Genomic DNA, 23,473 nt, shown 5'->3' with positions numbered 1-23,473 from the left:
GCAATGGACACTTCAATGACGCACAAACACGAAAAAACGCAAATCGAAAGCTCGACTGGGCTCACTCGCCGCAATCTGTTGCGCGGTTCCGTGACGCTGGGCCTGGCCGCGATGATCGGCAGTGCGCTGCCCTGGCAGTCGGTGCTGGCAGCCCAGGTATCGAGCGACGATTTCATTGCGCTGTCGCAGTTTCTGGTCAGCCGTGCGGTCAATCCGGTTCTGGCCGGTCGTTATTACGCTGCGCTGGACAAGCGCGCGCCGAATTTCTCGACCAACGTGATTGCCTTGAAGCAATTGATCGGCGCACAGGGTTACAAGCATGTCGATGAATACCTGGCGCAACCGAATCCGGATCCGTCGCTGCGGGACACGGCCACCAGCATCATTTCCGCCTGGTATCTGGGCATCGTCGGTGAGCCGGCGGATGCCGAGTTGATCAGCTATTCCCTCGCCATGATGTATCAGCCCACTCACGGCATTCTCATCATTCCAACCTACGGTGGCGGCCCGGATTCATGGGGTCCCAAACCAGCAGTCATTCAGGACTCGACAGTATGAGCAGCGATCAATTCGACGCCGATGTGGTGATCATCGGTTCCGGTGTCATGGGCGGTCTGATCGCCACGGGCCTGGCCAAAGCGAACAAGTCGGTGATCGTGCTCGAGGCCGGTCCCCGGGTGAATCGCCGTGATGTGGTGGAAACATTCCGCAATGCCCCGGTAAAACTCTCGCTGGCCAATGCCAAGCTGCAGGGCGCCGGGTCGCCCTATCCGAGCCTGCCTCACGCGCCGTCGACCTACGGCGACTATTTGCAGCAGGTAGGGCCAGTGAAATACAACACTTCTTACTTGCGTGTGGTGGGCGGCACCACCTGGCACTTCGGTTCCTCGCTGTGGCGCATGCTGCCCAATGATTTTCGTCTCAAGTCGCTGTATGGCCGTGGGCGTGACTGGCCGATCAGTTATGACGAACTCGAACCGTATTACGCTCGAGCTGAAATCGAACTGGGCGTTTCCGGTGTCGACGGCCAGGACGAAAGCGGGCAGGGCGGAGACGCCTATCCGCCGCGCTCGATTCCCTATCCGATGGAGGGCCTGAAGCCGAGCTACATGTTCAAACGCCTTTCCGAATTGCTCAGCAAGGGCGGGTATAACCCGATCCTCGAGCCGAATGGCCGGGCGACCCGTCCTTATGGCAAACGGCCTCCCTGTGCCGGCAACAACAACTGCAACCCGGTGTGCCCGATTGCAGCCAAGTACGATGGTTCGATGCACATCGATGAAGCCGAGCGCCATGGCGCCAAGGTGCTGGACAACTCTGTCGTCTACAAGATCGAGGCGGGCGACGACGGCAAGATCACCGCGATCTGGTACATGCGCCCCGACAAGTCCAAACACAAACTGACCGCCCGGGCCTTTGTACTGGCGGCATACGGTATCGAGTCGCCGAAGCTGCTGTTGATGTCGACCTCGGAAAAGTACCCGAACGGGATTGCCAACTCCTCGGATCAGGTCGGGCGCAACCTGATGGACCACACCGGCATCAGCATGAACGTCATGACCAAGGAAGACATGTGGCCGGGCGAAGGGCCGACGCAATTGCTGGTCTATCTGAACAGTCGCGATGGCGCGTTTCGCAACGATTACCCGAGCTACAAGATCAAGGTGCGCAACACCGTGCCGACGTCGCAAATCACTTCGAACCTGATTGCCAAAGGCGTGCTGGGCTCGAAGCTCGATGAGCAGATCCGCCTGCAATCGGCGCGCTCCCTGAACTGGGCCGTCGATTTCGAAACCTTGCCGCTGCCGGAAAACCGGGTCACCCCGAGCAAGACCAAGTTCGACGCCATCGGTCTGCCGGTTCCCGAGATCTACTACAGCGTTCCCGACTACTGGCACGCCGGTAAAGAGAAGGCGCTGGAAGACTTCAAGCAGTTTGCAAAACTGCTCGACGCCGACATCCTCAGCACGGACACGGGCTTCCAGAACCGTCAGCACATCATGGGCACCACCATCATGGGCGATGACCCGAAAGACTCGGTGGTGGACCGCGATTGCCGCAGTCACGACCATTCCAACCTGTTCATCGCAGGCACGAGCGTCATGCCATCGTCCTCCTGCGTGAACCCGACGCTGACAGGTGCGGCGTTGAGTATTCGGATTGCCGATGTGTTGGTGGCGGAGGTCTGAGAGGCGCCCTGAATTGAAAAGCCCCATGCAGAGAAATCTGGTGGGGCTTTTTTGTATTTCGAAAGGCGCGAAGCTTTAGAAATTATCAGCTCCGCCTTCGGTTTTGCCCACTGACGTGCTGACCTGCGTGATGTGCCGGCGCCCGTTCGCTGAATAACTGCGCTGCGGATCTTCGGACTCGGGTTTGCGCATCAACAGTAACGCAGGCAGACCGCTTTTTTCGTCGTAGGTACCGAACCAGTTGATCAGTCGTGCGACATAACAATCATCACCAATGACTACGGGGAAATCGGCGACAGGTTCGATCGCGTAATAACTCGCGCCATAGCCGTAGTACTCCTCAGTGTCCTTGGCGGATGGAGGGATGGGGCAGAGTGGTGTTTTCTGCTGTCCCGTCATCCCTGGATTTGCATTCATGCCGGCCACCGCCTGGGCTAGAACCTTCTGCAGGGACGGTTCCAGTTCGTAGGCTTTATCGCTGTCCTCGATGTGCTGAGTGTGTGGAACGGTCAGTTGGTAGTCATAGCGTACGCTGACCGTTGGCGCCTCCCGGTTTATCTTCAGGGGATTGAGCAGATAGACCTGATCTTCGCCGTAGCTGCCGTTTCGGTAGGCGAAATAGATTTTTCCGCGAGCACCAATCAGGTACGCGGATTGATTGGCACCGCGGTCATTGGTATAGAAAAGGACGCTGTCGTTACTGTTCTGAGGGGAAATCTCAGCCGTTCTCCTGATAAATCTGCTGTCGCCCCGACGCCAGGTTTCCGTGTAATGAAACATCCCGGTGCCGCCAGCGTAGGTTTCCACAATGAGGTCGCGCTGGCCGTCACCATCCAGATCCATCAGGGTGTACGAGGTTTGGCCGGACTCTGCGGCTCCCTTGATGTCGGATGCTTGCAGTGCTTTCCACTCGTCTTGCGTGACATCTTTGGGGATGGTCGTGGGGAAGAGCGGTTGCTCATCCTCATCCAGCTCGGCTGAAAACGAGCTGCCGACGTAGCCAAGGGTCAGAGAATTCAGCGCCCGCTCCAGCGCAAACTCCGGACTCTCCTTGCTCATCTCCCGAACCCGCTGCTGCAGATCCTCCATGACCTGTTTATCGATCTCGTCCGGTTTGTAGGCCACCGCGTCGATCCACTGCGCGTGCAAGACCTGCAAACGATCCTGATAACGCTGGCTCAGGCAACTGACCTCCTCGCCACATCTATCACGCTCCCTGAGCCACTGACGCTGAGCCTTTTTCACTTCGGCCTGCTCCGGGGCAGCTTTCATCAACCTACGGTAAGCGGCCCCCATCTGCACATCTAGCTCATATAGCGGCTTGTCCGCGCAAATCGCCTGCTCCACAACACTCGCCGCCTTTGTGCAGTCCATTCCGCTCGCCAGTGCCTGCTGAAAAAACAGCAACGCACAGGCCGATACGATGTAGCGTCCCTTGATGTACACGATGAATCCTTTGCCATTGGAAGGTGAGAACCGCCGCGCAGGGTAATCCTTGCGCAACGAATCTTGAACCCCCGCTTCAAGAGAACCACTGATCCGGCCGATAACCCGTTGGGTGACTACAGAGTCGCGCGAAATCGCTTGATAGCATTTGGCCGGCAGCTATCATCTGCGCGCCTGGAAATGGTCCATCTTCTTCAATTGCCTGGAAATCCTCGATGCTGTCGTATCACCAAAAGAGTTTTCTGATCGTCGATGATTTCTCGGATTTCCGCAGTTCCGTGCGTTCGATGTTGCGCGAGTTGGGCGTCAAGGATGTGGACACCGCCGACACGGGTGAGCAGGCGCTGAAAATGTGTGCGCAGAAGTCCTACGATTTCATCCTCCAGGACTTCCACCTCGGTGACGGCAAGAAGAACGGTCAGCAGGTGCTGGAAGACCTGATGATGGAGAAGCTGATCAGCCACGAAGCGGTGTTCGTGATGGTCACGGCCGAGACCAGTCAGGCGATGGTGCTCAGTGCCCTGGAGCACGAACCGGACGCGTACCTGACCAAGCCGTTCAACCGCTCTGGCCTGGCTCAGCGGCTGGAGCGTCTGGAGCAGCGCAAGACCCTGCTCAAGCCGATTCTGCAAGCCCTCGACCGTGGCAAACCGATGGAAGTGCTCAACGCCTGCATCGCCCTGTGCAAACAGGACATCCGCTATTCGCCGCTGTGCCTGCGCTATCGCGCCGATGCGTTGCGCGACATGAACCAGAACGAAGCGCTCGAGCGCCTTTACGACAGCATCATCGCTGACCGGCCGTTGCCGTGGGCGTTTGCCGGGTTAGGCAAGTTGCTGTTCAAGCGTGGGCAGGTCAGTCAGGCCAAGGGCGTTTATGAAAAAGCCCTGAAGGTCTTCCCGATGATGCCGGCGCTGTATGACGGCATGGCTGACGTGCTGGTCGCCGAAGGCGATACCAAAGGCGCGCAGCAAGTGCTGGAGGAGGCGATTCGCCTGTCGCCGCTGGCGGTGCGCCGTCAGGCGTTGCTGGGCAAGCTGGCGATGGCCAACGAAGATTTCGACACCGCTTCCCGGGCTTATCGCCAGGCGGTGAATCAGGGCGCGCAATCGCGGTTCAAGGATCCGGAAAGCAATCTGGGCCTGGCGCATGCCTTGATCAGCAAGGGCAGCGAACGCGGGCTCGACACCCGTACGCGTCTGGAGATCAACACCACCCTCAGTGCCGTGGCCAAGGAAAACCCGACCGATCCGGGCCTGCAGATTCGTGCGCGGCTGATGAAGGCCACGAGCCTGTTGCTCAACGATGCCGAGACCGCCGAAAAACTCACCGAACAAGCGCTGATGCGCCTGGACGGCATGGAGCAGTTCATGAGCCCCGAGGCCGCGTTGCTGGTGGCCAAGCAATTGCAGATGCTCGGTCAGGCCGAGGCGGGTACGTCGATGCTCAAGAGCTGCGCGGAAATCTACGGCGATGACCCGACGGTGATGAAAGACATCGCCAAGCTCACTGACGACCCGACTATTCTCAGCTCCAGCAACGCTGCCGCCGACCTCAACCGGCAGGGCGTGCGCGTGTACAAGACCGGCAACCTGGTGGAGGCCCGCGAGGTGTTCCGCAAGGCGCTGAAGATGCAACCGAAGAACATCAGTATTGCGCTGAACATGGCCCAGTCGCTGCTGCACGGCACCGACACCAATGTGCCGTCGGCGGAGCTGGAAGAATGTCGGGCCTGCCTGAAACTGGTGGGCATGATGCCCGATACCGACGCGCGTTATCCGCGTTATCAGAAGCTGAAAAGCAAGGCGTTTGGCGAATGAACCAAGACGAGCAGGCACTGGATTTTTCCACGGTGATCGCCTCCACCGTGCACGACATGAAGAACTCCCTGGCGATGCTGATGCAGGCCCACAGCCAATGGCTGGCACGCTTGCCCGAAGCGCAGCGCCAGGGGCCGGAGCAGGGCGTGATCGACTTCGAGTTCGCCCACCTCAACGGCATGCTGGTGCAGCTGCTCGGGCTGTACAAGCTCGGGGTCAATCAGATGCCGTTGCAGCCGGCTTATCACGAGCTGGACGACTTCATCGAGGCGCAACTGGCGGCGCATCAGGAAGTGTTCGCCAGTCGTGGAATCCTCGCCACTTACGAAGTCGATCCGCTCAGTCCCCTGGGCTTCTTCGATCGTGAGCTGATCGCCTCGGTGCTGGGCAACTGCATCAACAATGCGATCCGCTACGCCCGCGAATCGCTGCTGATCACCGTCAGCGATGAGGCGGGGCAACTGGTGCTGAGCATCAACGATGACGGCGACGGTTACCCGGCCGAAATGCTCGAGCGTCAGTCCGATTACGTGCAGGGTATCAACCACAGCAGTGGCAGCACCGGCCTTGGTCTGTACTTCGCCGGACGCATCGCCGCGCTGCATCAGCGCAACGGTGTTGGCGGCCGGACCGAGATCCGCAATGGCGGCCCGTTGGGCGGCGGCGTGTTCAGTATTTACCTGCCCTGAATCACCGATTCATCGACCGGAATTCTTTTTGTTGGCTGCTGCTTGATATTCCGAACAGCCGAAGCCTATTTTGTCCGGGTCGCCGTTCGCGGCTCGCACAATAACAAGGATTGCGTCATGACAACCGATGGCCAGCGTTCACTCGCGCAGCGATTGACGGGCATTGATGAGATTGAATGTGTCACGCCGGATTTGAACGGCGTGCCACGGGGCAAGGTAATGACCGCCGAGGGCTTCCTCGAAGGGCGGCGTCTGCAGTTGGCCCGGGGGGTGCTGCTGCAATGCATCATGGGCGGTTATCCTGCCGCGAAATTCTATGGCAGCGATGACGGCGATCTGGCGCTGGTGGCCGATCCTGCGCAGATCCATCCGTTGCCATGGAGCGAAGAGCCGCGGGCCTTCGCAATCTGTGATGCCGACGAGTTGACCGGCGAAAGCTCCAACCTGTCGACCCGTGGCCAGCTCAAGAAGGTCATTGCCCGCTACGCAGCCCTCGGTCTGGCGCCGGTGGTGGCGACCGAACTCGAATTTTTTGTGTTCGCTCCGAACACCGACCCGACCCAACCGTTCCAGCCGCCAGTCGGTCTCGACGGTCGTCGCGAGGACGGTCATTCGGCGTTCAGCGTCAGTTCCAACAACGGTCTGCGACCGTTCTTCAGTGAAGTCTATAAATGCATGGCGGCTCTGGGCCTGCCACGCGACACCTTCATGCACGAAATGGGCGTCAGCCAGTTCGAGATCAACCTGCTGCACGGCGATCCGCTGCTGCTGGCCGACCAGACCTTCCTGTTCAAGCACCTGCTCAAGGAAGTCGCGCTCAAGCACGGCCTGACCGTGGTGTGCATGGCCAAGCCGCTGGCGCACACGCCGGGCAGTTCGATGCACATTCATCAGAGCATCGTCGAGATCGGCAGCGGCAAAAATGTGTTCAGCGATGCGGACGGTCAGCCGACTGCAATGTTCCGCCACTTCATCGGCGGGCAGCAGGCGGGCATGGCTGATTTCACCGCGCTGTTTGCGCCGAACGTCAATTCCTACCAGCGCCTGTGCCATCCGTTTGCATCGCCGAACAACGCCTGCTGGTCCCACGACAACCGTGCCGCCGGCCTGCGCATCCCGGCCAGTTCGCCGGTTGCCCGTCGGGTCGAGAACCGCTTGCCGGGCGCCGATGCCAACCCGTATCTGGCGATTGCCGCAAGCCTGGCCGCCGGCTTGTACGGCATCGAGCATGAACTCGAACCAAGCGAAGCGATTCAGGGCGAGTTCGAAGTGCCGGACAATCTTTCGCTGCCGTGTACCTTGCACGCGGCGCTCGAACGTCTGAAACGCAGCCAGCTTGCAAAGGAACTGTTCGGCACGGAGTTCATCGAAGGCTACATCGCTTCGAAGACCATGGAGTTGACCAGTTTCTTTGATGAAATCACTCCCTGGGAACGCCGTGTTCTAGCAGCCCAGGCCTGACGAAATGTCGCCGTCGGGCTATCGTTTGATAGCCCGATACTTACTGCAAGGAGCCGCTCGGAACGCCGATGCGCCAAATCTGGAAATCCTTTCGAGCGCTGTATTTCGCCTCGCTGATGATGTTGATCGGCTCGGGCCTTCTATCTACTTATCTGGCTTTGCGTCTGGCTGCCGACCATGTCGACGGGTTGTGGGTCGGTGCGTTGATGGCGGCCAACTATTTCGGTCTGGTGCTGGGCGGCAAGATCGGTCACCGCCTGATTGCCCGGGTCGGGCATATCCGCGCCTACTCGGCGTGTGCCGGGATTGTCGGCGCGGCGGTGCTCGGTCATGGGCTGGTGGACTGGCTGCCGGCCTGGCTGGTGCTGCGGACCATCGTCGGCCTCGGCATGATGTGCCAGTACATGGTCATCGAGAGCTGGCTGAACGAGCAGGCCGACGCCAACCAGCGCGGTCTGGTGTTCAGCGGCTACATGATCGCGTCGTACCTGGGGCTGGTGCTCGGTCAGCTGATTCTGGTCATGCACCCGGGCCTTGGTCTGGAACTGTTGATGCTGGTCGCGCTGTGCTTCGCCCTGTGTCTGGTGCCGGTGGCACTGACCCGGCGGATTCACCCGGCGCCGCTGCATCCGGCGCCGATGGAGCCGCGCTTCTTTATCAAGCGCGTGCCGCAGTCGCTGAGTACGGTGCTCGGGGCGGGGCTGATCATCGGTTCGTTCTACGGTCTGGCGCCGCTGTATGCCTCGCAGCAGGGGCTGTCCACCGAACAGGTCGGTCTGTTCATGGGTAGCTGCATTTTTGCCGGGCTGGTGGTGCAGTGGCCGCTGGGCTGGTTGTCCGACCGCTATGACCGGGCGCTGTTGATCCGCTGTTTCGCGCTGTTCCTCGCGGTTGCTTCGTTGCCACTGGCGATTCTGCCGCAGGTGCCGCTGGAGGTGCTGTTCGTGGTCGGCTTCCTCTGCTCGCTGGTGCAGTTTTGCCTGTACCCGTTGGCGGTGGCGTTCTCCAACGACCACGTCGAAGGCGAGCGCCGGGTGTCGCTGACGGCAATGTTGCTGGTGACTTACGGCGTGGGTGCGAGTATCGGCCCGCTGGCGGCCGGGGTGCTGATGAAGCTGTTCGGGCCGCAGAGCCTGTATGCGTTCTTCACCTTTTTCGCGCTGGTGCTGGTGTGGCGGATCCGGCCGAAAGCCGTGACCAATCTGCACCAGGTCGACGATGCACCGCTGCATCACGTGGCGATGCCGGACAGCATGTCCAGTTCGCCGTTGGTGGCAGCGCTGGACCCGCGGGTTGACGAGCAGGTGGTGCAGGAGCAGATGCAGAATACGGTCGCTCCGGAGCCTGAACCTGAACCCGAGCCAGAACCTGTCGCGTCAACCGACTCGACAATCGAAGGCGAAGGGCCGGACATCAGCCCCGCCAGGCCGTGATTCAGGCATAAAAAACGGGCAGTCACCGCAGTGACTGCCCGTTTTTTCATGCCTGCCGATCAGAGGTCGTCTTTATCGAACCGACGCGCTTCGCGTTGCAGTTGATAAACGAAACGCTCGACGTTGCGCGCCGCCGGGCCGCTGATGTTGTGAAAGCGCAGGCCGGCGAAGGTGATGTTGAGTTTTTCTTCGAAGTGCAGGTAACGCAGCTCGACCGAAGTCGGCTGGTTGCCGAACAGCGGCGCGGCGATCAGGCGATCATAAACCTGGCCCAGTTGCAGGCGGTCGGTGATGTCGCCTTCGAAGCGCAGTTTGCAGCCGGTGGCGGAGATATCCAGCAGTTTGCCGCCGATAGGCGACTTGAGCTTTTCGCCGCCCAGTTCGACGCTGACCAGGTCGGTCAGCTTCAAAGCGGCGCGGAACGCATTGCGGCGCTGGTGATAAACCACTTCGGTGGGCAGGTCGCCAGTGTAGAAACGATCGCCACTGGATTCTTCGATGTTCAGCGTGCCGTTGCATTCCCAGGCAATGCGCACGCCGTCATGAAAACCTTCGACCTTGAACGGCTCACCGGCGAGCAGGAAGCGTTCGCCATCGCGCGGGATCATTTCGTCCAGGGCAATCGTGGCGGTTTCCCGGTCAACCTTGATCAGGTAGCTCTGGAAGCGCTGGCTGCGCTCGTGGAAGGTGATGATCAGAGGATCATGGCTTTCTTGCAGCTGGCGCAGGTTGCTGGAGATTTCCAGAGGTGTAGTGAGCACCTTTGGGGGCTGCGGAGCATCATCCGCGCTGAGGACGTTGGACACGTTGAATCAATCTCCAGACAAAATTTGACTATGACTGGCCAGTATTTTGCCAGCATGTTTCGCACGTTGATAGGGCGCAAGCATAGAAGAAAGCATCACGCCTGGCTGAGCGCGCGCGGTTTCTGCAGTTTGGAGAAGGTGCCACTGGCATCGTAGAGCGCGGGTGGCTCGCCGCCGGTGAGGATTTTCAGCTGATTGGCCGTGGCGGCCTGTTGCATGATGATCGACTGGCCATTCCTGGCATTGGCTGCCTGGCACTGGGCGATCAGATCGGTCAGGACATCGCTCTGGCTGAGCAACTGGTCGCCGATACTCGACTGGCTGGCCAGTTGTTCCAGGCCGGCGCGGTCGAGCGACAGATTGAGACTGGCGAGGATTTCGCTGCGCTTGCGGCCATGCTGTTCGAGCAGAATGATCAATGCCTGCTTGTTCGCCAGAATTTCTTCCAGCAGAGGCATGTCGCGACCGTGCAAGGCGAGGGACTCGGTTTGCAGTAACTCCAGCAATTGTTGAGCTGGAGCAAAGTCGTCGATGATCAGTTGCAATAAATTAGTGTCGTGCATGGCTGGCCTTGGGTTTTAAGCGTCCAAAAGCCTGGCGCTGACCGAGGCCTAGCGCTGGGCTTCGAAATTGAGCAGTTTGCTGGCTACACGGTTGCTGTCGACCTTGTAGCTGCCATCGGCAATCGCTGCTTTCAACTCGGCCACGCGGGCCTTGTCGACGGCAGGCTGATCACGCAGCTTGTCAGTGACCTTCTGCAACTGTTGAGCCTCATTGCTGAGGTGTACCGATTCCCCGCTTTTTGCGGTACTGGCCTGTTCGGCCGGGGTATTCAGCGGCGCGGAGGTGCCGGTTTCGGCGGTTTCCTTGGCGTTGCTGGTACGTGTACTGCCCGTAAGTGACGAGGAGCTGTTCAAACGGCTGAAATCGATGACCATGTTAAAAACCTCTGGGAATTTGGACGCTTGCCATGTTCTCGGCCATCCCCTGGAAAACTTTAGGCCCATTTAGCAATGAGCTTGCATGCGCCGTTGCAGGTCCTGCTGCGGCACAGTTTAGGGAACAGCTCTGGTCAGCGCCAGTTTTCTGCCAAACGCTCAGGGGCTTTTCAAATATCCGTTCATCCTGCCGCTCACTCGCCGCTTACATCGCTACTTCCACCTGGCCGGGCGCCACAACCTGCGCCTTGATGACCCGCTGGGAGTTGAGGTTCTTCACTCGAATCTGTTCTTTCAGGCCGCCGTTGGCCAGCGCTTCGCCCGGCATCCGCACGGCGAGGGTGCCGCTGCGGGCGGTGATCACCACTTGATCGCCCTTGCGAACCACTTCCGCCTGTTCCAGATGCACCAGGGTAATGACTTGATCGGCTACCGTTGGTCGGGTCAATTTCTGGCCGATGGCTTCATCCACCGACGTCAGGAAACCCTGATTGATCGTGCTGACGTCGCGCTCGCGCAAGGTCACGTCCTGCGGCTCGATGATGCCGGCGCGCTTGAGTGGCCGGGTGGTGGTGACAATCTCGCGAAACAGGCGGACTTGAGCGGGCACGAACACCGTCCAGGGGGAGGCGCCTTCGCAGCGGACCTTGACCGTGACACGGCCCAGTGGACGTGCCGGACTCTCCAGTGTCGCTGTCAATTCCTTGTCGCACATAGGCATGCGCATGCGTGGATCGAGCTGGTTGACCTCGATTTCATATCGGCCTTCCGTTTGACTGGTGGCCAGATAGTCTTCTACGGTGAATTCAAGAAAGCCCTGAGTGACGCCGATAAGCATGTCAGGCATGGTAACCGCATCAGCAACGGCAGGGCTGCCAGCGAAAGACAGGCAAACGGCGGACATCGCGCAAAGCCCTCTGCGGAGGGGAGATGTCAGGCGTCGGAAAAATGTCGTTTGAGCGTTCATACGAGTTAAAAAGCAAGCGCCGTGCCGTTTAGCAATGAATGTGCGTCGCAACAACACTTGGCGTTGGTGTAGGAGTCTGGGCATGGCTGGTGTAATGGATTCGGTGAACCAGCGCACGCAACTGGTGGGGCAGAATCGCCTGGAGCTGTTGTTGTTCCGTCTCGACGGCCAGCAGCTCTACGGGATCAACGTGTTCAAGGTTCGGGAAGTGCTGCAGTGCCCGCAACTGACGCTGATGCCCAAGTCCAGTCCTGTCGTGTGCGGGGTGGCGAATATCCGGGGGGCGACCATTCCGATCCTTGATCTGGCGATGGCGACCGGCTCCGGTGCGTTGAAAGACAAGAACAGTCCGTTTGTGATCATCACGGAATACAACACCAAGACCCAGGGTTTCCTGGTGCGCTCGGTGGAACGTATCGTGAACATGAACTGGGAAGAGATTCATCCGCCGCCCAAGGGCACCGGACGCGATCACTACCTGACCGCTGTGACTCGGGTCGACAATCAGTTAGTCGAAATCATCGACGTCGAGAAGGTGCTGGCGGAAGTTGCGCCGACCCCGGAAGCGATTTCGGTCGGCGTGGTGGATGTCGAGACCCAGAGCAAGGCGTTGTCGCTGCGGGTGCTGACGGTCGATGACTCGTCGGTGGCGCGCAAGCAGGTGACGCGTTGCCTGCAGACGGTCGGTGTCGAAGTGGTGGCGTTGAACGACGGCAGGCAGGCGCTGGATTACCTGCGCAAGCTGGTCGACGAGGGCAAGAAGCCGGAAGAAGAGTTCCTGATGATGATCTCCGACATCGAAATGCCGGAGATGGACGGGTATACCCTGACGGCCGAGATTCGCAGCGACCCTCGCATGCAAAAGCTTCATATCATCCTGCATACTTCGTTGTCGGGTGTGTTCAATCAGGCGATGGTCAAGAAAGTCGGTGCCGATGACTTCCTGGCCAAATTCCGTCCTGATGACCTGGCATCCCGGGTAGTCGACCGGATCAAAGCAGCAGACATCAGCTAAGGGCCTTCTGCCCTCGGCGTTCAACACGATTTAAGAGGCGGCATCATTTGTCTACGGGTAATTTGGATTTCGAACAGTTCCGGGTCTTCCTGGAAAAAGCCTGTGGCATTTTGCTCGGTGAAAACAAGCAGTATCTGGTGTCGAGCCGTCTCAACAAACTGATGGAGCAGCAAGGCATCAAGTCCCTGGGTGAGCTGGTTCAGCGCATCCAGACCCAGCCGCGCAGCGGTTTGCGCGAGCAGGTGGTCGATGCCATGACGACCAACGAAACCCTGTGGTTTCGCGACACCTATCCGTTTGAAGTCTTGAAGAACAAGGTGCTGCCCGAAGCGATCAAGGCCGCTCCCAACCAGCGTCTGCGGATCTGGTCGGCGGCCTGCTCGTCGGGTCAGGAACCCTACTCGCTGTCGATGTCGATCGACGAGTTCGAGCGGACCAACATCGGCCAGTTGAAGATGGGCGTGCAGATCGTCGCCACTGATCTGTCCGGCAGCATGCTGACCAACTGCAAGACCGGCGAGTACGACAGCCTGGCGATTGGCCGCGGCTTGTCCGCCGATCGTCTGCAGCGCTACTTCGACCCGAAAGGGCCGGGGCGCTGGGTGATCAAGGCGCCGATCAAGAACCGGGTGGAATTCCGCTCGTTCAACCTGCTCGACAGCTACGCAAGCCTTGGCAAGTTCGACATCGTGTTCTGCCGCAACGTGCTGATCTACTTCTCCGCCGAGGTGAAGAAGGACATCCTGTTGCGCATCCACAGCACGCTGAAGCCGGGCGGTTATCTGTTCCTTGGCGCTTCCGAAGCGCTGAACGGTCTGCCGGATCATTACCAGATGGTTCAGTGCAGCCCGGGGATCATCTACCAGGCGAAGTGAAACACTGGCGACACAAAAAACGGGAGTCCTCAGGGGCTCCCGTTTTTTTATGCCTGAAGGTTTTTGCCGGTGGCAGGCGGCAGAAAAGCGGCATCCGGCGGAAACCGGTTGCCGCTTTTCTGGCATTGCCGTGTTGCCGATTGCATGCAAAGCCCCGTAATCCGGGGCTTTCTCAAACTGGCACGCCGCTTGCTATAACCCAGTTACGAAAAATCCGGTCACCTGAAGGTTCCCGACATGAGCATCAGCTTCGATAAAGCGCTCGGCATTCACGAAAAGGCTCTGGGCTTCCGCGCCCAGCGTGCCGAAGTGCTGGCCAACAACATCGCCAACGCCGACACCCCGAATTACAAGGCGCGGGATCTGGAGTTCTCCAAAGTGCTCGAAGCACAGAGCCAGAAGAACGCCAACGGCACCATCGCCCTGAACATGACCAACAGCCGTCACATCGAAGCTGAAGGTCTGGGCAATGGCGACGAGTCGCTGATGTATCGCACGCCGATGCAGCCGTCGATCGACCAGAACACCGTGGACGCCCAACTGGAACAGTCGAACTACGCGGAAAACGCCGTCGGCTTCCAGGCCAGCTTCACCCTGCTCAACAGCAAATTCAAAGGGCTGGTCTCAGCCCTGCGCGGAGAGTAATCCATGTCCCTGTCCAGCGTTTTCAACATTGCCGGCAGCGGCATGAGCGCCCAGACCACCCGTCTCAATACCGTGGCTTCGAACATCGCCAACGCCGAGACCGTCTCGTCGAGCATCGACCAGACTTATCGCGCCCGTCACCCGGTGTTCGCCACCATGTTCCAGGGCGGCCAGAGCGGCGGCAGCAATTCGCTGTTCCAGAACCAGGATGCTGCGGGCCAGGGCGTGCAGGTCATGGGCGTGGTCGAAGACCAGAGCAACCTCGAAGCGCGCTACGAGCCGAACCATCCGGCGGCCGACGCCAAAGGCTACGTCTACTACCCGAACGTCAACGTGGTGGAAGAAATGGCTGACATGATTTCCGCGAGCCGGTCGTTCCAGACCAACGCCGAAATGATGAACACCGCCAAAACCATGATGCAGAAGGTACTGACCCTCGGTCAGTAATAAGGGGCGACTGCCATGAGTGTTACCGATACCACCAGCAGCCTGACGATGAACGACATACTGGCCAACTCTTCGAAGAAGACCAGTAGCACGACCACCGGCGGCATCGCTTCGGCCACCAACAGCTCGACCGGCGGCCAGGCCCTGGGCAAGGACGCGTTCCTGCAACTGCTGGTGACTCAGCTGAAGAACCAGAACCCGCTCGACCCGCAGGACAACAGCGCATTCGTTGCCCAGCTCGCGCAGTTCAGCAGCCTCGAGGGGATCACCACCCTCAACAGCACCGTCAGTTCGCTGGCCGGCAACTACAACTCGTCGCAAGCCCTGCAGGCGTCGTCGCTGGTGGGTCGCAATGTGATTGTGCAGACCAACACGGTTCAGTTGGACGATCCGAGCAAAGGCATGACCGGTTCGGTCACCGTTCCGTCGTCGATTGCCGGCGGTACCGTCACCATCACCGACAGCAGCGGCGCCACCGTTCGCACCATCGATCTGGGCAGTCGCGCCGCAGGCGATGCAAGCTTCACCTGGGACGGCAAGGACAAGGACGGCAACCTGGTGAAAACCGGTACCTACACCGTCAAGGCCAACGCCTCGATCAACGGCACCGCGACCGATTTGGCGACCTACCTGCCAGCCACGGTCACCAGCGTGACGATCAGCCAGACCGGCGGCGAGCTGATGCTCAACCTGTCCGGCAAGGGCACCGTCGCCCTGTCCAAAGTACAAACCATTGGTATATAGAGCCGACTAACCGGCACAAAGGAGTGGAATATGTCTTTCAATATCGGCCTTAGCGGTCTCTATGCAGCCAACAAGCAACTGGACGTGACCGGCAACAACATCGCCAACGTCGCGACCGCCGGTTTCAAATCGTCCCGCGCAGAATTCGAAGACGTCTACTCGGCGACTCGCCTGGGCAGCGGCAGCAAGGTCATTGGTAACGGCGTGCGTCTGGCCAACGTTTCCCAGCAGTTCACCCAAGGCGACATCAACAACACCGGCAACGTGCTGGATATGGGGATCAATGGTTCGGGCTTCTTCACCCTGAGCAACAACGGTTCGATCTCCTACACCCGTGCCGGTACGTTCAAGGTCGACAAGGACGGCTTCATCACCAACACCGACTACACCTCGCGTCTGCAAGGTTACGGTGTGGACTCCAACGGCAAGATCATCAACGGCGTGTTGACCGATCTGAAGATCGACACCTCGAACCTGGCGCCGAAGTCCACCTCGCTGGTGACCTCGACCATCAACCTGAACTCGACCGCTCCGGTGATCGACGACACAGTAGCGGCCGGCAAGTTCGACCCGACCAACCTCGCGACCTACACCAAGTCGTTCAGCACTCCGATCTATGACAGCCAGGGCAACTCCCATGTCATGGATCAGTACATGGTGAAGACCGGCGCCAACACCTGGAAGGTCTACACCCTGGTGGACGGTCGCAACCCGGATGCTACCGGCAGCGATCCGAAAGTCACTGCGCCTGTCGCATCGACCATGACCTTTGACTCCACTGGCAAGCTGACTCAGGTCAGCACTCCTCCTGCCGTGATCAGCAGCGACCTGAAACTCACTGGCTGGGTACCGGGCACTGTCACCAACGGTGTGTGGACGGCCAACGGTGCTTCGGCTAACCCGGCCGGCATTACCATTTCGATGGCCAAGACCACTCAATACAACGCTGACACCGCGCGTTCGATCCCGACTCAGGATGGTTACGCCACTGGCCAGATCACCAACCTGACCATCGACGGTACCGGTACGCTGTTCGCCAACTTCAGCAACAACCAGAGCAAGGCCATCGGCCAGGTTGCGCTGGCGAGCTTCACCAACGAGCAGGGCCTGCAGCCGATCGGTGGTACCAGCTGGAAAGAGACTTTCGCTTCGGGTATTCCGGGCTACGATGCGCCGGAGACCGGTACGCTGGGTTCGGTGGTTTCGAACTCGCTGGAGGAGTCGAACGTTAACCTGACCAATGAGCTGGTTGATCTGATCAAGGGTCAGAGTAACTATCAGGCGAATGCCAAGACCATTTCGACTCAGAGCACTATCATGCAGACCATTATTCAGATGACCTGATTCTGGGTTTTGGCTGGTTAAGGAGCCCCTCTTTTTGAGGGGCTTTTTTTGTCTGCTGTGGCGTCCAGGTGGACGACCATGCTTTGGTTGATTGGGTGAATATCCGTTGCTTCGGGTGCTGCCGCTGGCGGTTTCGCTTTTACAGCGAGTCACTTTTGCAAACGCCGGAATGCCGGCCCAGCCCAAAGTAACCAAAACGCTGGGCCCCGGCGTTCGGCACCTCGCTTTGGCTCGGTGTTCCTTCGTTACGGGATTCATCCGGGGGCATCGCCTACGGTTTGCTTCGCTGCACCTCCTCTCGATGCATGCGGCTGCGCCGCACGGTCGCTGCGCTCCCACCCCCGGATAAATCCCTCCACTCAGCCTTCCGATGGGGCCGGCACGTCAAAAGCGGTACTCGAGCTAACGCTCATCGTGTTGAGTGGTGGGAAGCCAAAGCCAAAGCCAAAGCCGAAGAAGCAGCAGGAGTCGAGTTGCATGCTTTTTTAAACCCAAGTTCAACTCGGTATTTCACGTCGGCGTATCTCTCCCAAACCCCTCGGTCAGTTCCCTCTCCCTCCGGGAGAGGGTTAGGGTGAGGGGGCTTTTGCTTTTGCTTTTTGCGCGGGCAAAAGAAAACCCCCGACAAACCAGAAGTCTGTCGGGGGTTTCTCGGATCAGGCGTTTCGCAACGCCCGATTCGGCTCAGCTTATTGGCAAGCTTCGCAATCCGGCTCGTCGATGGCGCAAGCCTTCGGTACTGGAGCCGGGCCGGCAGGGGCTGCCAGGACCGAGTCGTCGCCGTGGTTGCCGCCGCTGGATACAGCGTTCAGCTTGCCGGTGTTGATGGTCGACTTCTCGGTGCTGGTCGCGGCCAGGGCACGGAGGTAGTAGGTGGTTTTCAGACCACGGTACCAGGCCATGCGGTAGGTCACGTCCAGCTTCTTGCCCGATGCGCCGGCGATGTACAGGTTCAGCGACTGGGCCTGGTCGATCCACTTCTGACGACGGCTGGCGGCGTCAACGATCCACTTGGTGTCCACTTCGAACGCTGTCGCGTAGAGCTCTTTGAGTTCTTGCGGGATGCGCTCGATCTGCTGAACCGAACCGTCGTAGTACTTCAGGTCGTTGATCATGACCGAGTCCCACAGGCCGCGAGCCTTCAGGTCGCGAACCAGGTACGGGTTGATCACGGTGAATTCGCCCGAGAGGTTCGATTTCACATACAGGTTCTGGTAGGTCGGTTCGATCGACTGCGAGACGCCGGTGATGTTGGCGATGGTTGCGGTCGGTGCAATGGCCATGATATTCGAGTTACGGATGCCTTTCTGCACACGGGCGCGAACCGGTGCCCAGTCCAGGGACTCGGTCAGGTCGACGTCGATGTACTTCTGGCCACGTGCTTCGATCAGGATCTGTTGCGAATCCAGCGGCAGTACGCCTTTGGACCACAGCGAACCCTGGAACGTCTCGTACGAGCCGCGCTCGTCGGCCAGATCGCAGGAAGCCTGGATCGCGTAGTAGCTGACCGCTTCCATCGACTTGTCGGCGAACTCGACGGCAGCGTCGGAACCGTAAGGGATGTGCTGCAGGTACAGCGCGTCCTGGAAGCCCATGATGCCCAGGCCGACCGGACGGTGACGGAAGTTGGAGTTCTTCGCCTGCGGTACCGAGTAGTAGTTGATGTCGATCACGTTGTCGAGCATGCGCACGGCGACGTCGATGGTGCGCTTGAGCTTGGCGGTGTCCAGCTTGCCGTCGACGATGTGGTTCGGCAGGTTGATGGAGCCCAGGTTGCAGACCGCGATCTCGTCCTTGTTGGTGTTCAAGGTGATCTCGGTGCACAGGTTCGAGCTGTGAACCACGCCGACGTGCTGCTGCGGGCTGCGCAGGTTGCACGGATCCTTGAAAGTCAGCCATGGGTGGCCGGTTTCGAACAGCATCGACAGCATCTTGCGCCACAGGTCTTTGGCCTGGATGGTCTTGAACAGCTTGATCTTGCCCGGGTATTCGGTCAGGGCTTCGTAGTACTCGTAGCGCTCTTCGAAGGCCTTGCCGGTCAGGTCGTGCAGGTCCGGTACTTCGGACGGCGAGAACAGGGTCCACTTGCCGTCATCGAAGACGCGCTTCATGAACAGGTCAGGGATCCAGTTGGCGGTGTTCATGTCGTGGGTACGACGACGGTCATCACCGGTGTTCTTGCGCAGCTCGATGAACTCTTCGATGTCCATGTGCCAGGTTTCCAGGTAGGCACAGACAGCGCCTTTGCGCTTGCCACCCTGGTTAACGGCGACGGCGGTGTCGTTCACCACTTTCAGGAACGGAACCACGCCCTGCGACTTGCCGTTGGTGCCCTTGATGTACGAGCCCAGCGCACGAACCGGGGTCCAGTCGTTGCCCAGGCCGCCGGCGAATTTCGACAGCATGGCGTTGTCGTGGATCGCGTGGTAGATGCCCGACAGGTCATCCGGCACGGTGGTCAGGTAGCAGCTCGACAGCTGTGGACGCAGGGTGCCGGCGTTGAACAGGGTCGGGGTCGAAGCCATGTAGTCGAACGAGGACAGCAGGTTGTAGAACTCGATCGCACGGTCTTCTTTCTGCTTCTCTTCGATCGCCAGGCCCATGGCCACGCGCATGAAGAAGATCTGCGGCAGTTCGAAACGCACGCCATCCTTGTGGATGAAGTAACGGTCGTACAGGGTCTGCAGGCCCAGGTAGGTGAATTGCTGGTCGCGCTCGTGGTTGATCGCCTTGCCCAGTTTTTCCAGGTCGAAGGAGGCCAGCACAGGGTTCAGCAGTTCGAACTCGATACCTTTGGCGACGTAGGCCGGCAGTGCCTTGGCGTACAGGTCGGCCATTTCGTGGTGAGTGGCGCTCTCGGCCACGCCCAGGAAGCCCAGGCCTTCGGCACGCAGGGTGTCCATCAGCAGGCGGGCGGTCACGAACGAGTAGTTCGGCTCGCGCTCGACCAGGGTACGCGCGGTCATCACCAGCGCGGTGTTGACGTCGTTCAGGGCCACGCCGTCGTACAGGTTCTTCAGGGTTTCGCGCTGGATCAGGTCGCCGTCGACTTCGGCCAGGCCTTCGCAGGCTTCGGTGACGATGGTGTTCAGGCGGCCCATGTCCAGCGGCGCGAGGCTGCCGTCGGCGCGGGTGATGCGGATCGACGGGTGCGCCTGTACCGGTGCTTCGGCGGTGGTGCGGGTGGCGCGTTCCTTGGAACGGGCGTCACGGTAGATCACGTAGTCGCGAGCCACTTTCTGCTCGCCGGCACGCATCAGGGCCAGTTCGACCTGGTCCTGGATTTCTTCGATGTGGATGGTGCCGCCCGACGGCATGCGACGCTTGAAGGTCGCGGTGACCTGTTCGGTCAGGCGGGCAACGGTGTCGTGGATTCGCGACGAAGCGGCAGCGGTGCCGCCCTCAACTGCGAGGAACGCTTTGGTGATAGCGACGGTGATCTTGTCATCGGTGTAAGGAACGACAGTGCCATTACGCTTGATCACGCGCAGTTGACCAGGCGCGGTGGCAGCCAGATCCGAATTCGAATCGGCGGCCTGCGGCAAGGTGCCCTGCGGGTTCTCGCGAGTTGTGTCGGTTTGCATGGGGGGTGATCTCCACATTCTCTATGTTTGTTTGGGCACCATCATGGTGCTCACCGTTCTGGTCCGAAGCACTACAACCGACGGGCGTCGGGCATAACAACTTCGGACCAGTAGGAAAAAGGCTAATGACGCCGCATCCTTGCCGAAGTTTTCGGCCACGAGCCAAGGCTCGAGCCGGATTACTTCCAGGGTGACAGTAATGACTGCAACACCCGTACCGTTCCGGTCGTTGCCAACCTGAAAAACGGTGCCATCCGCAAGTGCGGTTTGGGCTTTGAAAAACTTGCTTGGTTCAACCGGAAACTGGCAATAAAGCACTTGAGTTTCAGGTCCGAAATGTGGTTGGGCTCTGGAATGGAAAACCCTATATGTAGGGTCTGTCCTCGCGCCGTGCTACAAGATAATGCGTTTCGAGGGGGCTTGCAACGTACGAGCTGTGGATAAACCTGTGCGTAAATTGTGTAAGAAACCAGGAATTCCCGTGTAGGCCGCGAACCTGCTGAGCTAGACCGTCTGTCACTGTTTTTCACCGCAAAAAAATGCCGCGGCGGAATTTTGAGGGCGCGAACCCTATCACAAAAATCCGCCTTGTCCGAACGCATTTACCGACTTGTGTTCTGGTTGTTCGCCGTTTATACAATCGGCCCATGCGCACGCATTCTTATCCTCCTTAAAGATGACAAAAAGACGGGAGGATCCTTCCTTTATAAGCAGCATCGGCAAGCAGAGGTCACTCGTGGAGCAAGAAGCCTGGCAGGTATTGATCGTCGAGGATGACCAGCGTCTGGCCGAACTGACCCGTGAATACCTGCAAGCCAACGGATTGCGCGTGGAGATCGAAGGCAACGGCGCACTGGCGGCGGCGCGGATCATCAAGGAGCAACCGGATCTGGTAATCCTCGACCTGATGCTCCCCGGCGAAGACGGCCTGAGCATCTGCCGCAAGGTCCGTGACCGCTACGACGGGCCGATCCTGATGCTCACCGCGCGCACTGACGACGCCGACCAGATCCTCGGTCTCGACCTCGGTGCCGACGATTACGTGTGCAAACCGGTGCGCCCGCGGCTGTTGCTGGCACGCATCCAGGCATTGTTGCGACGCAGTGACACACCGGAGCCATCGGCAGGCAATCCGCGTCGGTTGCAATTCGGCCCGCTGGTGGTGGACAACGCGTTGCGCGAAGCCTGGCTCAGCGACAGTGGCATCGAACTGACCAGCGCCGAATTCGATCTGCTCTGGCTGCTGGTGTCCAACGCCGGACGCATCCTGTCCCGAGAAGAAATTTTCACCGCACTGCGCGGCATTGGCTACGACGGCCAGGACCGTTCGATCGATGTGCGCATTTCGCGCATCCGCCCGAAGATCGGCGACGACCCCGACCATCCGCGCCTGATCAAGACCATCCGCAGCAAAGGCTATCTGTTCGTGCCGGAAGCCTGCGCAGACCTGCCGCTGTGAATTCGATCTTCCTGCGCATCTATGGCGGCATGTGCGCGGCGCTGATTCTGGTGGCGGTGCTCGGCGTGCTTGCGCTGCACCTGCTCAATCAGGTGCGCAGCGAGCAGTATCGCGAGCGTCTGGCCCACGGCACGTTTTCGCTGATGGCCGACAACCTGCAACCGATGAACGAGACCGAGCGCCATCGCGCCTTGCTGGTGTGGGAGCGACTGCTCGGGATTCCGCTGGCGCTGAAAACCTTTGCCCAGACCGACCTCGACCTGACTCAGCGCACCCGGGTGCAGCGCGGCCAGGCGCTGGTCGAACAGACCGGCCCACACGCGGCCAAGGTCTATCGGCTGGTCAGCGACAAGGATCAACTGGTGCTGGTGGGCGAGGTGCAGCAGATCAGCGAGCAACTGGCCCGGGCGACCATTTACCTGTTGGCCGATGAACTGGTGCGTGTACCGGTGGGCGAGCAGCCCAAACGACTGGCGCAGTTGAAAGAAGACAAAGGCTTCGGCTTCGATTTGCGGCTGGTCACGGTCAGCGACGCGGACATGGACGAAGACCAGAGCCGTCGGGTGTCCGAAGGCGATACGGTGATGGCGCTGGGCAAGGGTGGCGATTCGATCCGGGTGTTCGCCGGTATGGTCGGCACGCCGTGGGTGCTGGAAATCGGGCCGCTGTATCAGATGAACCCGTACCCGCCGGAATGGCTGGTGCTGATCGCCGCCCTTGGCCTGACTCTGATCGGCCTGATCGTCTATTTATTGGTGCGTCAGCTTGAACGGCGTTTGCGCGGACTCGAAGCTGCCGCTACGCGCATCGCCAAAGGCAGCCTGGAAACCCGGGTGCCGGCCCGGGGTGCCGACTCGGTGGGCAAACTGGCGGCGGCGTTCAACGGCATGGCCGAGCACTTGCAGCAGTTGCTCGCCATTCAGCGTGAACTGGTGCGCGCGGTGTCCCACGAATTGCGCACGCCGGTGGCGCGCCTGCGTTTCGGTCTGGAGATGATCGGCTCGGCCACCACCCCGCAGGCGCTGGAAAAATACCGCGAGGGCATGGACCACGACATCGAAGATCTCGACAAACTGGTCGACGAAATGCTCACGTACGCCCGGCTGGAGCAGGGCTCGCCGGCGCTGACCTTCCAGCGCATTGACCTGGATGCGCTGGTCAATCAGGTGATCGAAGAGCTGGCGCCTCTGCGCGCCGAGGTCACGGTGCAGCGCGGTCTGTGCCTGTCAGCAGCGGATTGCGATGACGCCTGGGTCGAGGCCGAGCCGCGTTACCTGCACCGCGCCTTGCAGAACCTGGTGAGCAACGCCATGCGCCATGCACGCTCGAAGGTCACGGTCAGTTATCAGGTCGGGCAGATGCGCTGCCGGGTGGATGTCGAGGACGACGGCCCCGGTGTGCCGGAAACCGCCTGGGAGAAAATCTTCACGCCGTTCCTGCGCCTGGACGACAGCCGCACCCGGGCGTCCGGCGGACACGGGCTGGGCCTGTCGATCGTGCGGCGGATCATCCACTGGCACGACGGGCGGGCGCTGATTGGCAAGAGCAAGAGTCTGGGCGGAGCGTGCTTCAGCCTGAGCTGGCCGAGGAATCAGGAGCGGCGCTGAAGCC

General features: G+C 59.9%; 20 protein-coding genes. 14 read left to right on the top strand and 6 right to left on the bottom strand.

Features of this window, described 5'->3' with window-relative positions:
- The first annotated feature begins 15 nt into the window (after positions 1 to 15).
- Together PDR5_RS21455 and PDR5_RS21450 are read left to right on the top strand one after the other, a co-directional pair.
- On the top strand, positions 16 to 558 hold the full coding sequence (locus PDR5_RS21455; RefSeq protein ID WP_237233733.1) for a sorbitol dehydrogenase family protein: 543 nt from the start codon (positions 16 to 18) through the stop codon (positions 556 to 558).
- Complete coding sequence (locus tag PDR5_RS21450; RefSeq protein WP_039772094.1) at positions 555 to 2,189, top strand: GMC family oxidoreductase; 1,635 nt, start codon at positions 555 to 557, stop codon at positions 2,187 to 2,189. The genes PDR5_RS21455 and PDR5_RS21450 overlap by 4 nt, the downstream gene beginning before the upstream one ends.
- Positions 2,190 to 2,264: 75 nt before the next feature.
- Here PDR5_RS21450 and PDR5_RS21445 read toward each other — a convergent pair whose 3' ends face one another.
- Positions 2,265 to 3,635 (bottom strand): lysozyme inhibitor LprI family protein, encoded by a 1,371-nt coding sequence (locus tag PDR5_RS21445; protein WP_064598690.1) that lies wholly within the window; start codon positions 3,633 to 3,635, stop codon positions 2,265 to 2,267.
- 215 nt (positions 3,636 to 3,850) lie between these two features.
- On the opposite strand from PDR5_RS21445, the gene PDR5_RS21440 reads away from it, so the two are divergent.
- The 4 genes from PDR5_RS21440 (at position 3,851) to PDR5_RS21425 (ending at position 9,038) form a co-directional block, all read left to right on the top strand.
- A complete protein-coding gene (locus PDR5_RS21440; protein WP_064598688.1) occupies positions 3,851 to 5,455 on the top strand; it encodes a tetratricopeptide repeat-containing response regulator in 1,605 nt (534 codons plus the stop codon).
- Entirely contained in the window at positions 5,452 to 6,144 is a 693-nt protein-coding gene (locus PDR5_RS21435; RefSeq protein ID WP_064598685.1) for a sensor histidine kinase, read from the top strand. The genes PDR5_RS21440 and PDR5_RS21435 overlap by 4 nt, the downstream gene beginning before the upstream one ends.
- Before the next feature lie 219 nt (positions 6,145 to 6,363).
- Positions 6,364 to 7,605: a glutamine synthetase family protein gene (locus PDR5_RS21430; protein WP_172829545.1), complete on the top strand. Its 1,242-nt coding sequence runs from the start codon at positions 6,364 to 6,366 to the stop codon at positions 7,603 to 7,605.
- A gap of 68 nt (positions 7,606 to 7,673) precedes the next feature.
- Positions 7,674 to 9,038 (top strand): MFS transporter, encoded by a 1,365-nt coding sequence (locus tag PDR5_RS21425; protein WP_039772104.1) that lies wholly within the window; start codon positions 7,674 to 7,676, stop codon positions 9,036 to 9,038.
- Between the two features lie 59 nt (positions 9,039 to 9,097).
- Here PDR5_RS21425 and PDR5_RS21420 read toward each other — a convergent pair whose 3' ends face one another.
- The 4 genes from PDR5_RS21420 to flgA all read right to left on the bottom strand — a co-directional run bounded on the left by PDR5_RS21420 (position 9,098) and on the right by flgA (position 11,749).
- Positions 9,098 to 9,844, bottom strand: a complete 747-nt coding sequence (locus tag PDR5_RS21420; RefSeq protein ID WP_039772106.1) for a flagellar brake protein — start codon at positions 9,842 to 9,844, stop codon at positions 9,098 to 9,100.
- Between the two features lie 95 nt (positions 9,845 to 9,939).
- Positions 9,940 to 10,407: a flagella synthesis protein FlgN gene (locus PDR5_RS21415; protein WP_039772108.1), complete on the bottom strand. Its 468-nt coding sequence runs from the start codon at positions 10,405 to 10,407 to the stop codon at positions 9,940 to 9,942.
- A 48-nt stretch (positions 10,408 to 10,455) separates the two neighbouring features.
- Positions 10,456 to 10,782, bottom strand: a complete 327-nt coding sequence (gene flgM / locus PDR5_RS21410; protein WP_007960324.1) for a flagellar biosynthesis anti-sigma factor FlgM — start codon at positions 10,780 to 10,782, stop codon at positions 10,456 to 10,458.
- Positions 10,783 to 10,987: 205 nt separating this feature from the next.
- The gene (gene flgA / locus PDR5_RS21405; RefSeq protein WP_064598681.1) at positions 10,988 to 11,749 is read right to left on the bottom strand and encodes a flagellar basal body P-ring formation chaperone FlgA; all 762 of its coding nucleotides are present in this window, start codon (positions 11,747 to 11,749) and stop codon (positions 10,988 to 10,990) included.
- Positions 11,750 to 11,831: 82 nt separating this feature from the next.
- Between flgA and PDR5_RS21400 the strand changes: the two genes are divergently transcribed.
- From PDR5_RS21400 to flgE, 6 genes are all read left to right on the top strand, one after another.
- Entirely contained in the window at positions 11,832 to 12,764 is a 933-nt protein-coding gene (locus PDR5_RS21400; protein WP_011335509.1) for a chemotaxis protein CheV, read from the top strand.
- Positions 12,765 to 12,811: 47 nt separating this feature from the next.
- Positions 12,812 to 13,639, top strand: coding sequence for a protein-glutamate O-methyltransferase CheR (cheR, locus tag PDR5_RS21395; protein ID WP_007960327.1), 828 nt, complete (start codon positions 12,812 to 12,814; stop codon positions 13,637 to 13,639).
- A gap of 237 nt (positions 13,640 to 13,876) precedes the next feature.
- Positions 13,877 to 14,284, top strand: coding sequence for a flagellar basal body rod protein FlgB (flgB, locus tag PDR5_RS21390; protein ID WP_007960328.1), 408 nt, complete (start codon positions 13,877 to 13,879; stop codon positions 14,282 to 14,284).
- 3 nt (positions 14,285 to 14,287) lie between these two features.
- On the top strand, positions 14,288 to 14,731 hold the full coding sequence (flgC, locus tag PDR5_RS21385) for a flagellar basal body rod protein FlgC (RefSeq protein ID WP_007960329.1): 444 nt from the start codon (positions 14,288 to 14,290) through the stop codon (positions 14,729 to 14,731).
- Between the two features lie 15 nt (positions 14,732 to 14,746).
- Positions 14,747 to 15,475 carry a flagellar hook assembly protein FlgD gene (flgD, locus tag PDR5_RS21380; protein ID WP_039772111.1) on the top strand — a complete coding sequence of 243 codons (729 nt, stop codon included), beginning with the start codon at positions 14,747 to 14,749 and terminating at the stop codon, positions 15,473 to 15,475.
- A 30-nt stretch (positions 15,476 to 15,505) separates the two neighbouring features.
- Complete coding sequence (flgE, locus tag PDR5_RS21375; protein ID WP_039772113.1) at positions 15,506 to 16,819, top strand: flagellar hook protein FlgE; 1,314 nt, start codon at positions 15,506 to 15,508, stop codon at positions 16,817 to 16,819.
- Positions 16,820 to 17,508: 689 nt separating this feature from the next.
- Here flgE and PDR5_RS21370 read toward each other — a convergent pair.
- Entirely contained in the window at positions 17,509 to 20,403 is a 2,895-nt protein-coding gene (locus tag PDR5_RS21370) for a ribonucleoside-diphosphate reductase subunit alpha (RefSeq protein ID WP_011335505.1), read from the bottom strand.
- Between the two features lie 736 nt (positions 20,404 to 21,139).
- Here PDR5_RS21370 and PDR5_RS21360 point away from each other — a divergent pair.
- Both PDR5_RS21360 and PDR5_RS21355 read left to right on the top strand, forming a co-directional pair.
- Positions 21,140 to 21,862: a response regulator gene (locus PDR5_RS21360; protein WP_064598677.1), complete on the top strand. Its 723-nt coding sequence runs from the start codon at positions 21,140 to 21,142 to the stop codon at positions 21,860 to 21,862.
- Positions 21,859 to 23,469: an ATP-binding protein gene (locus PDR5_RS21355; protein WP_007957745.1), complete on the top strand. Its 1,611-nt coding sequence runs from the start codon at positions 21,859 to 21,861 to the stop codon at positions 23,467 to 23,469. The genes PDR5_RS21360 and PDR5_RS21355 overlap by 4 nt, the downstream gene beginning before the upstream one ends.
- Positions 23,470 to 23,473: the final 4 nt, after the last annotated feature.

This window comes from Pseudomonas sp. DR 5-09, assembly GCF_001655595.1.
Lineage (GTDB): Bacteria > Pseudomonadota > Gammaproteobacteria > Pseudomonadales > Pseudomonadaceae > Aquipseudomonas > Aquipseudomonas pharyngis.
Note: the sequence above shows the minus strand (reverse complement) of the source record. Positions and strands in the feature narration are given on the sequence as shown.

Bases quoted from the DNA above. Each gene is read 5' to 3' on its own strand.
- PDR5_RS21455 (WP_237233733.1), top strand. From the start codon at position 16: ATGACGCACAAACACGAAAAAACGCAAATCGAAAGCTCGACTGGGCTC.
- PDR5_RS21450 (WP_039772094.1), top strand. From the start codon at position 555: ATGAGCAGCGATCAATTCGACGCCGATGTGGTGATCATCGGTTCCGGT.
- PDR5_RS21440 (WP_064598688.1), top strand. From the start codon at position 3,851: ATGCTGTCGTATCACCAAAAGAGTTTTCTGATCGTCGATGATTTCTCG.
- PDR5_RS21435 (WP_064598685.1), top strand. From the start codon at position 5,452: ATGAACCAAGACGAGCAGGCACTGGATTTTTCCACGGTGATCGCCTCC.
- PDR5_RS21430 (WP_172829545.1), top strand. From the start codon at position 6,364: ATGACCGCCGAGGGCTTCCTCGAAGGGCGGCGTCTGCAGTTGGCCCGG.
- PDR5_RS21425 (WP_039772104.1), top strand. From the start codon at position 7,674: ATGCGCCAAATCTGGAAATCCTTTCGAGCGCTGTATTTCGCCTCGCTG.
- PDR5_RS21415 (WP_039772108.1), bottom strand. From the start codon at position 10,407: ATGCACGACACTAATTTATTGCAACTGATCATCGACGACTTTGCTCCA.
- flgM (WP_007960324.1), bottom strand. From the start codon at position 10,782: ATGGTCATCGATTTCAGCCGTTTGAACAGCTCCTCGTCACTTACGGGC.
- flgA (WP_064598681.1), bottom strand. From the start codon at position 11,749: ATGAACGCTCAAACGACATTTTTCCGACGCCTGACATCTCCCCTCCGC.
- PDR5_RS21400 (WP_011335509.1), top strand. From the start codon at position 11,832: ATGGCTGGTGTAATGGATTCGGTGAACCAGCGCACGCAACTGGTGGGG.
- flgB (WP_007960328.1), top strand. From the start codon at position 13,877: ATGAGCATCAGCTTCGATAAAGCGCTCGGCATTCACGAAAAGGCTCTG.
- flgC (WP_007960329.1), top strand. From the start codon at position 14,288: ATGTCCCTGTCCAGCGTTTTCAACATTGCCGGCAGCGGCATGAGCGCC.
- flgD (WP_039772111.1), top strand. From the start codon at position 14,747: ATGAGTGTTACCGATACCACCAGCAGCCTGACGATGAACGACATACTG.
- flgE (WP_039772113.1), top strand. From the start codon at position 15,506: ATGTCTTTCAATATCGGCCTTAGCGGTCTCTATGCAGCCAACAAGCAA.
- PDR5_RS21370 (WP_011335505.1), bottom strand. From the start codon at position 20,403: ATGCAAACCGACACAACTCGCGAGAACCCGCAGGGCACCTTGCCGCAG.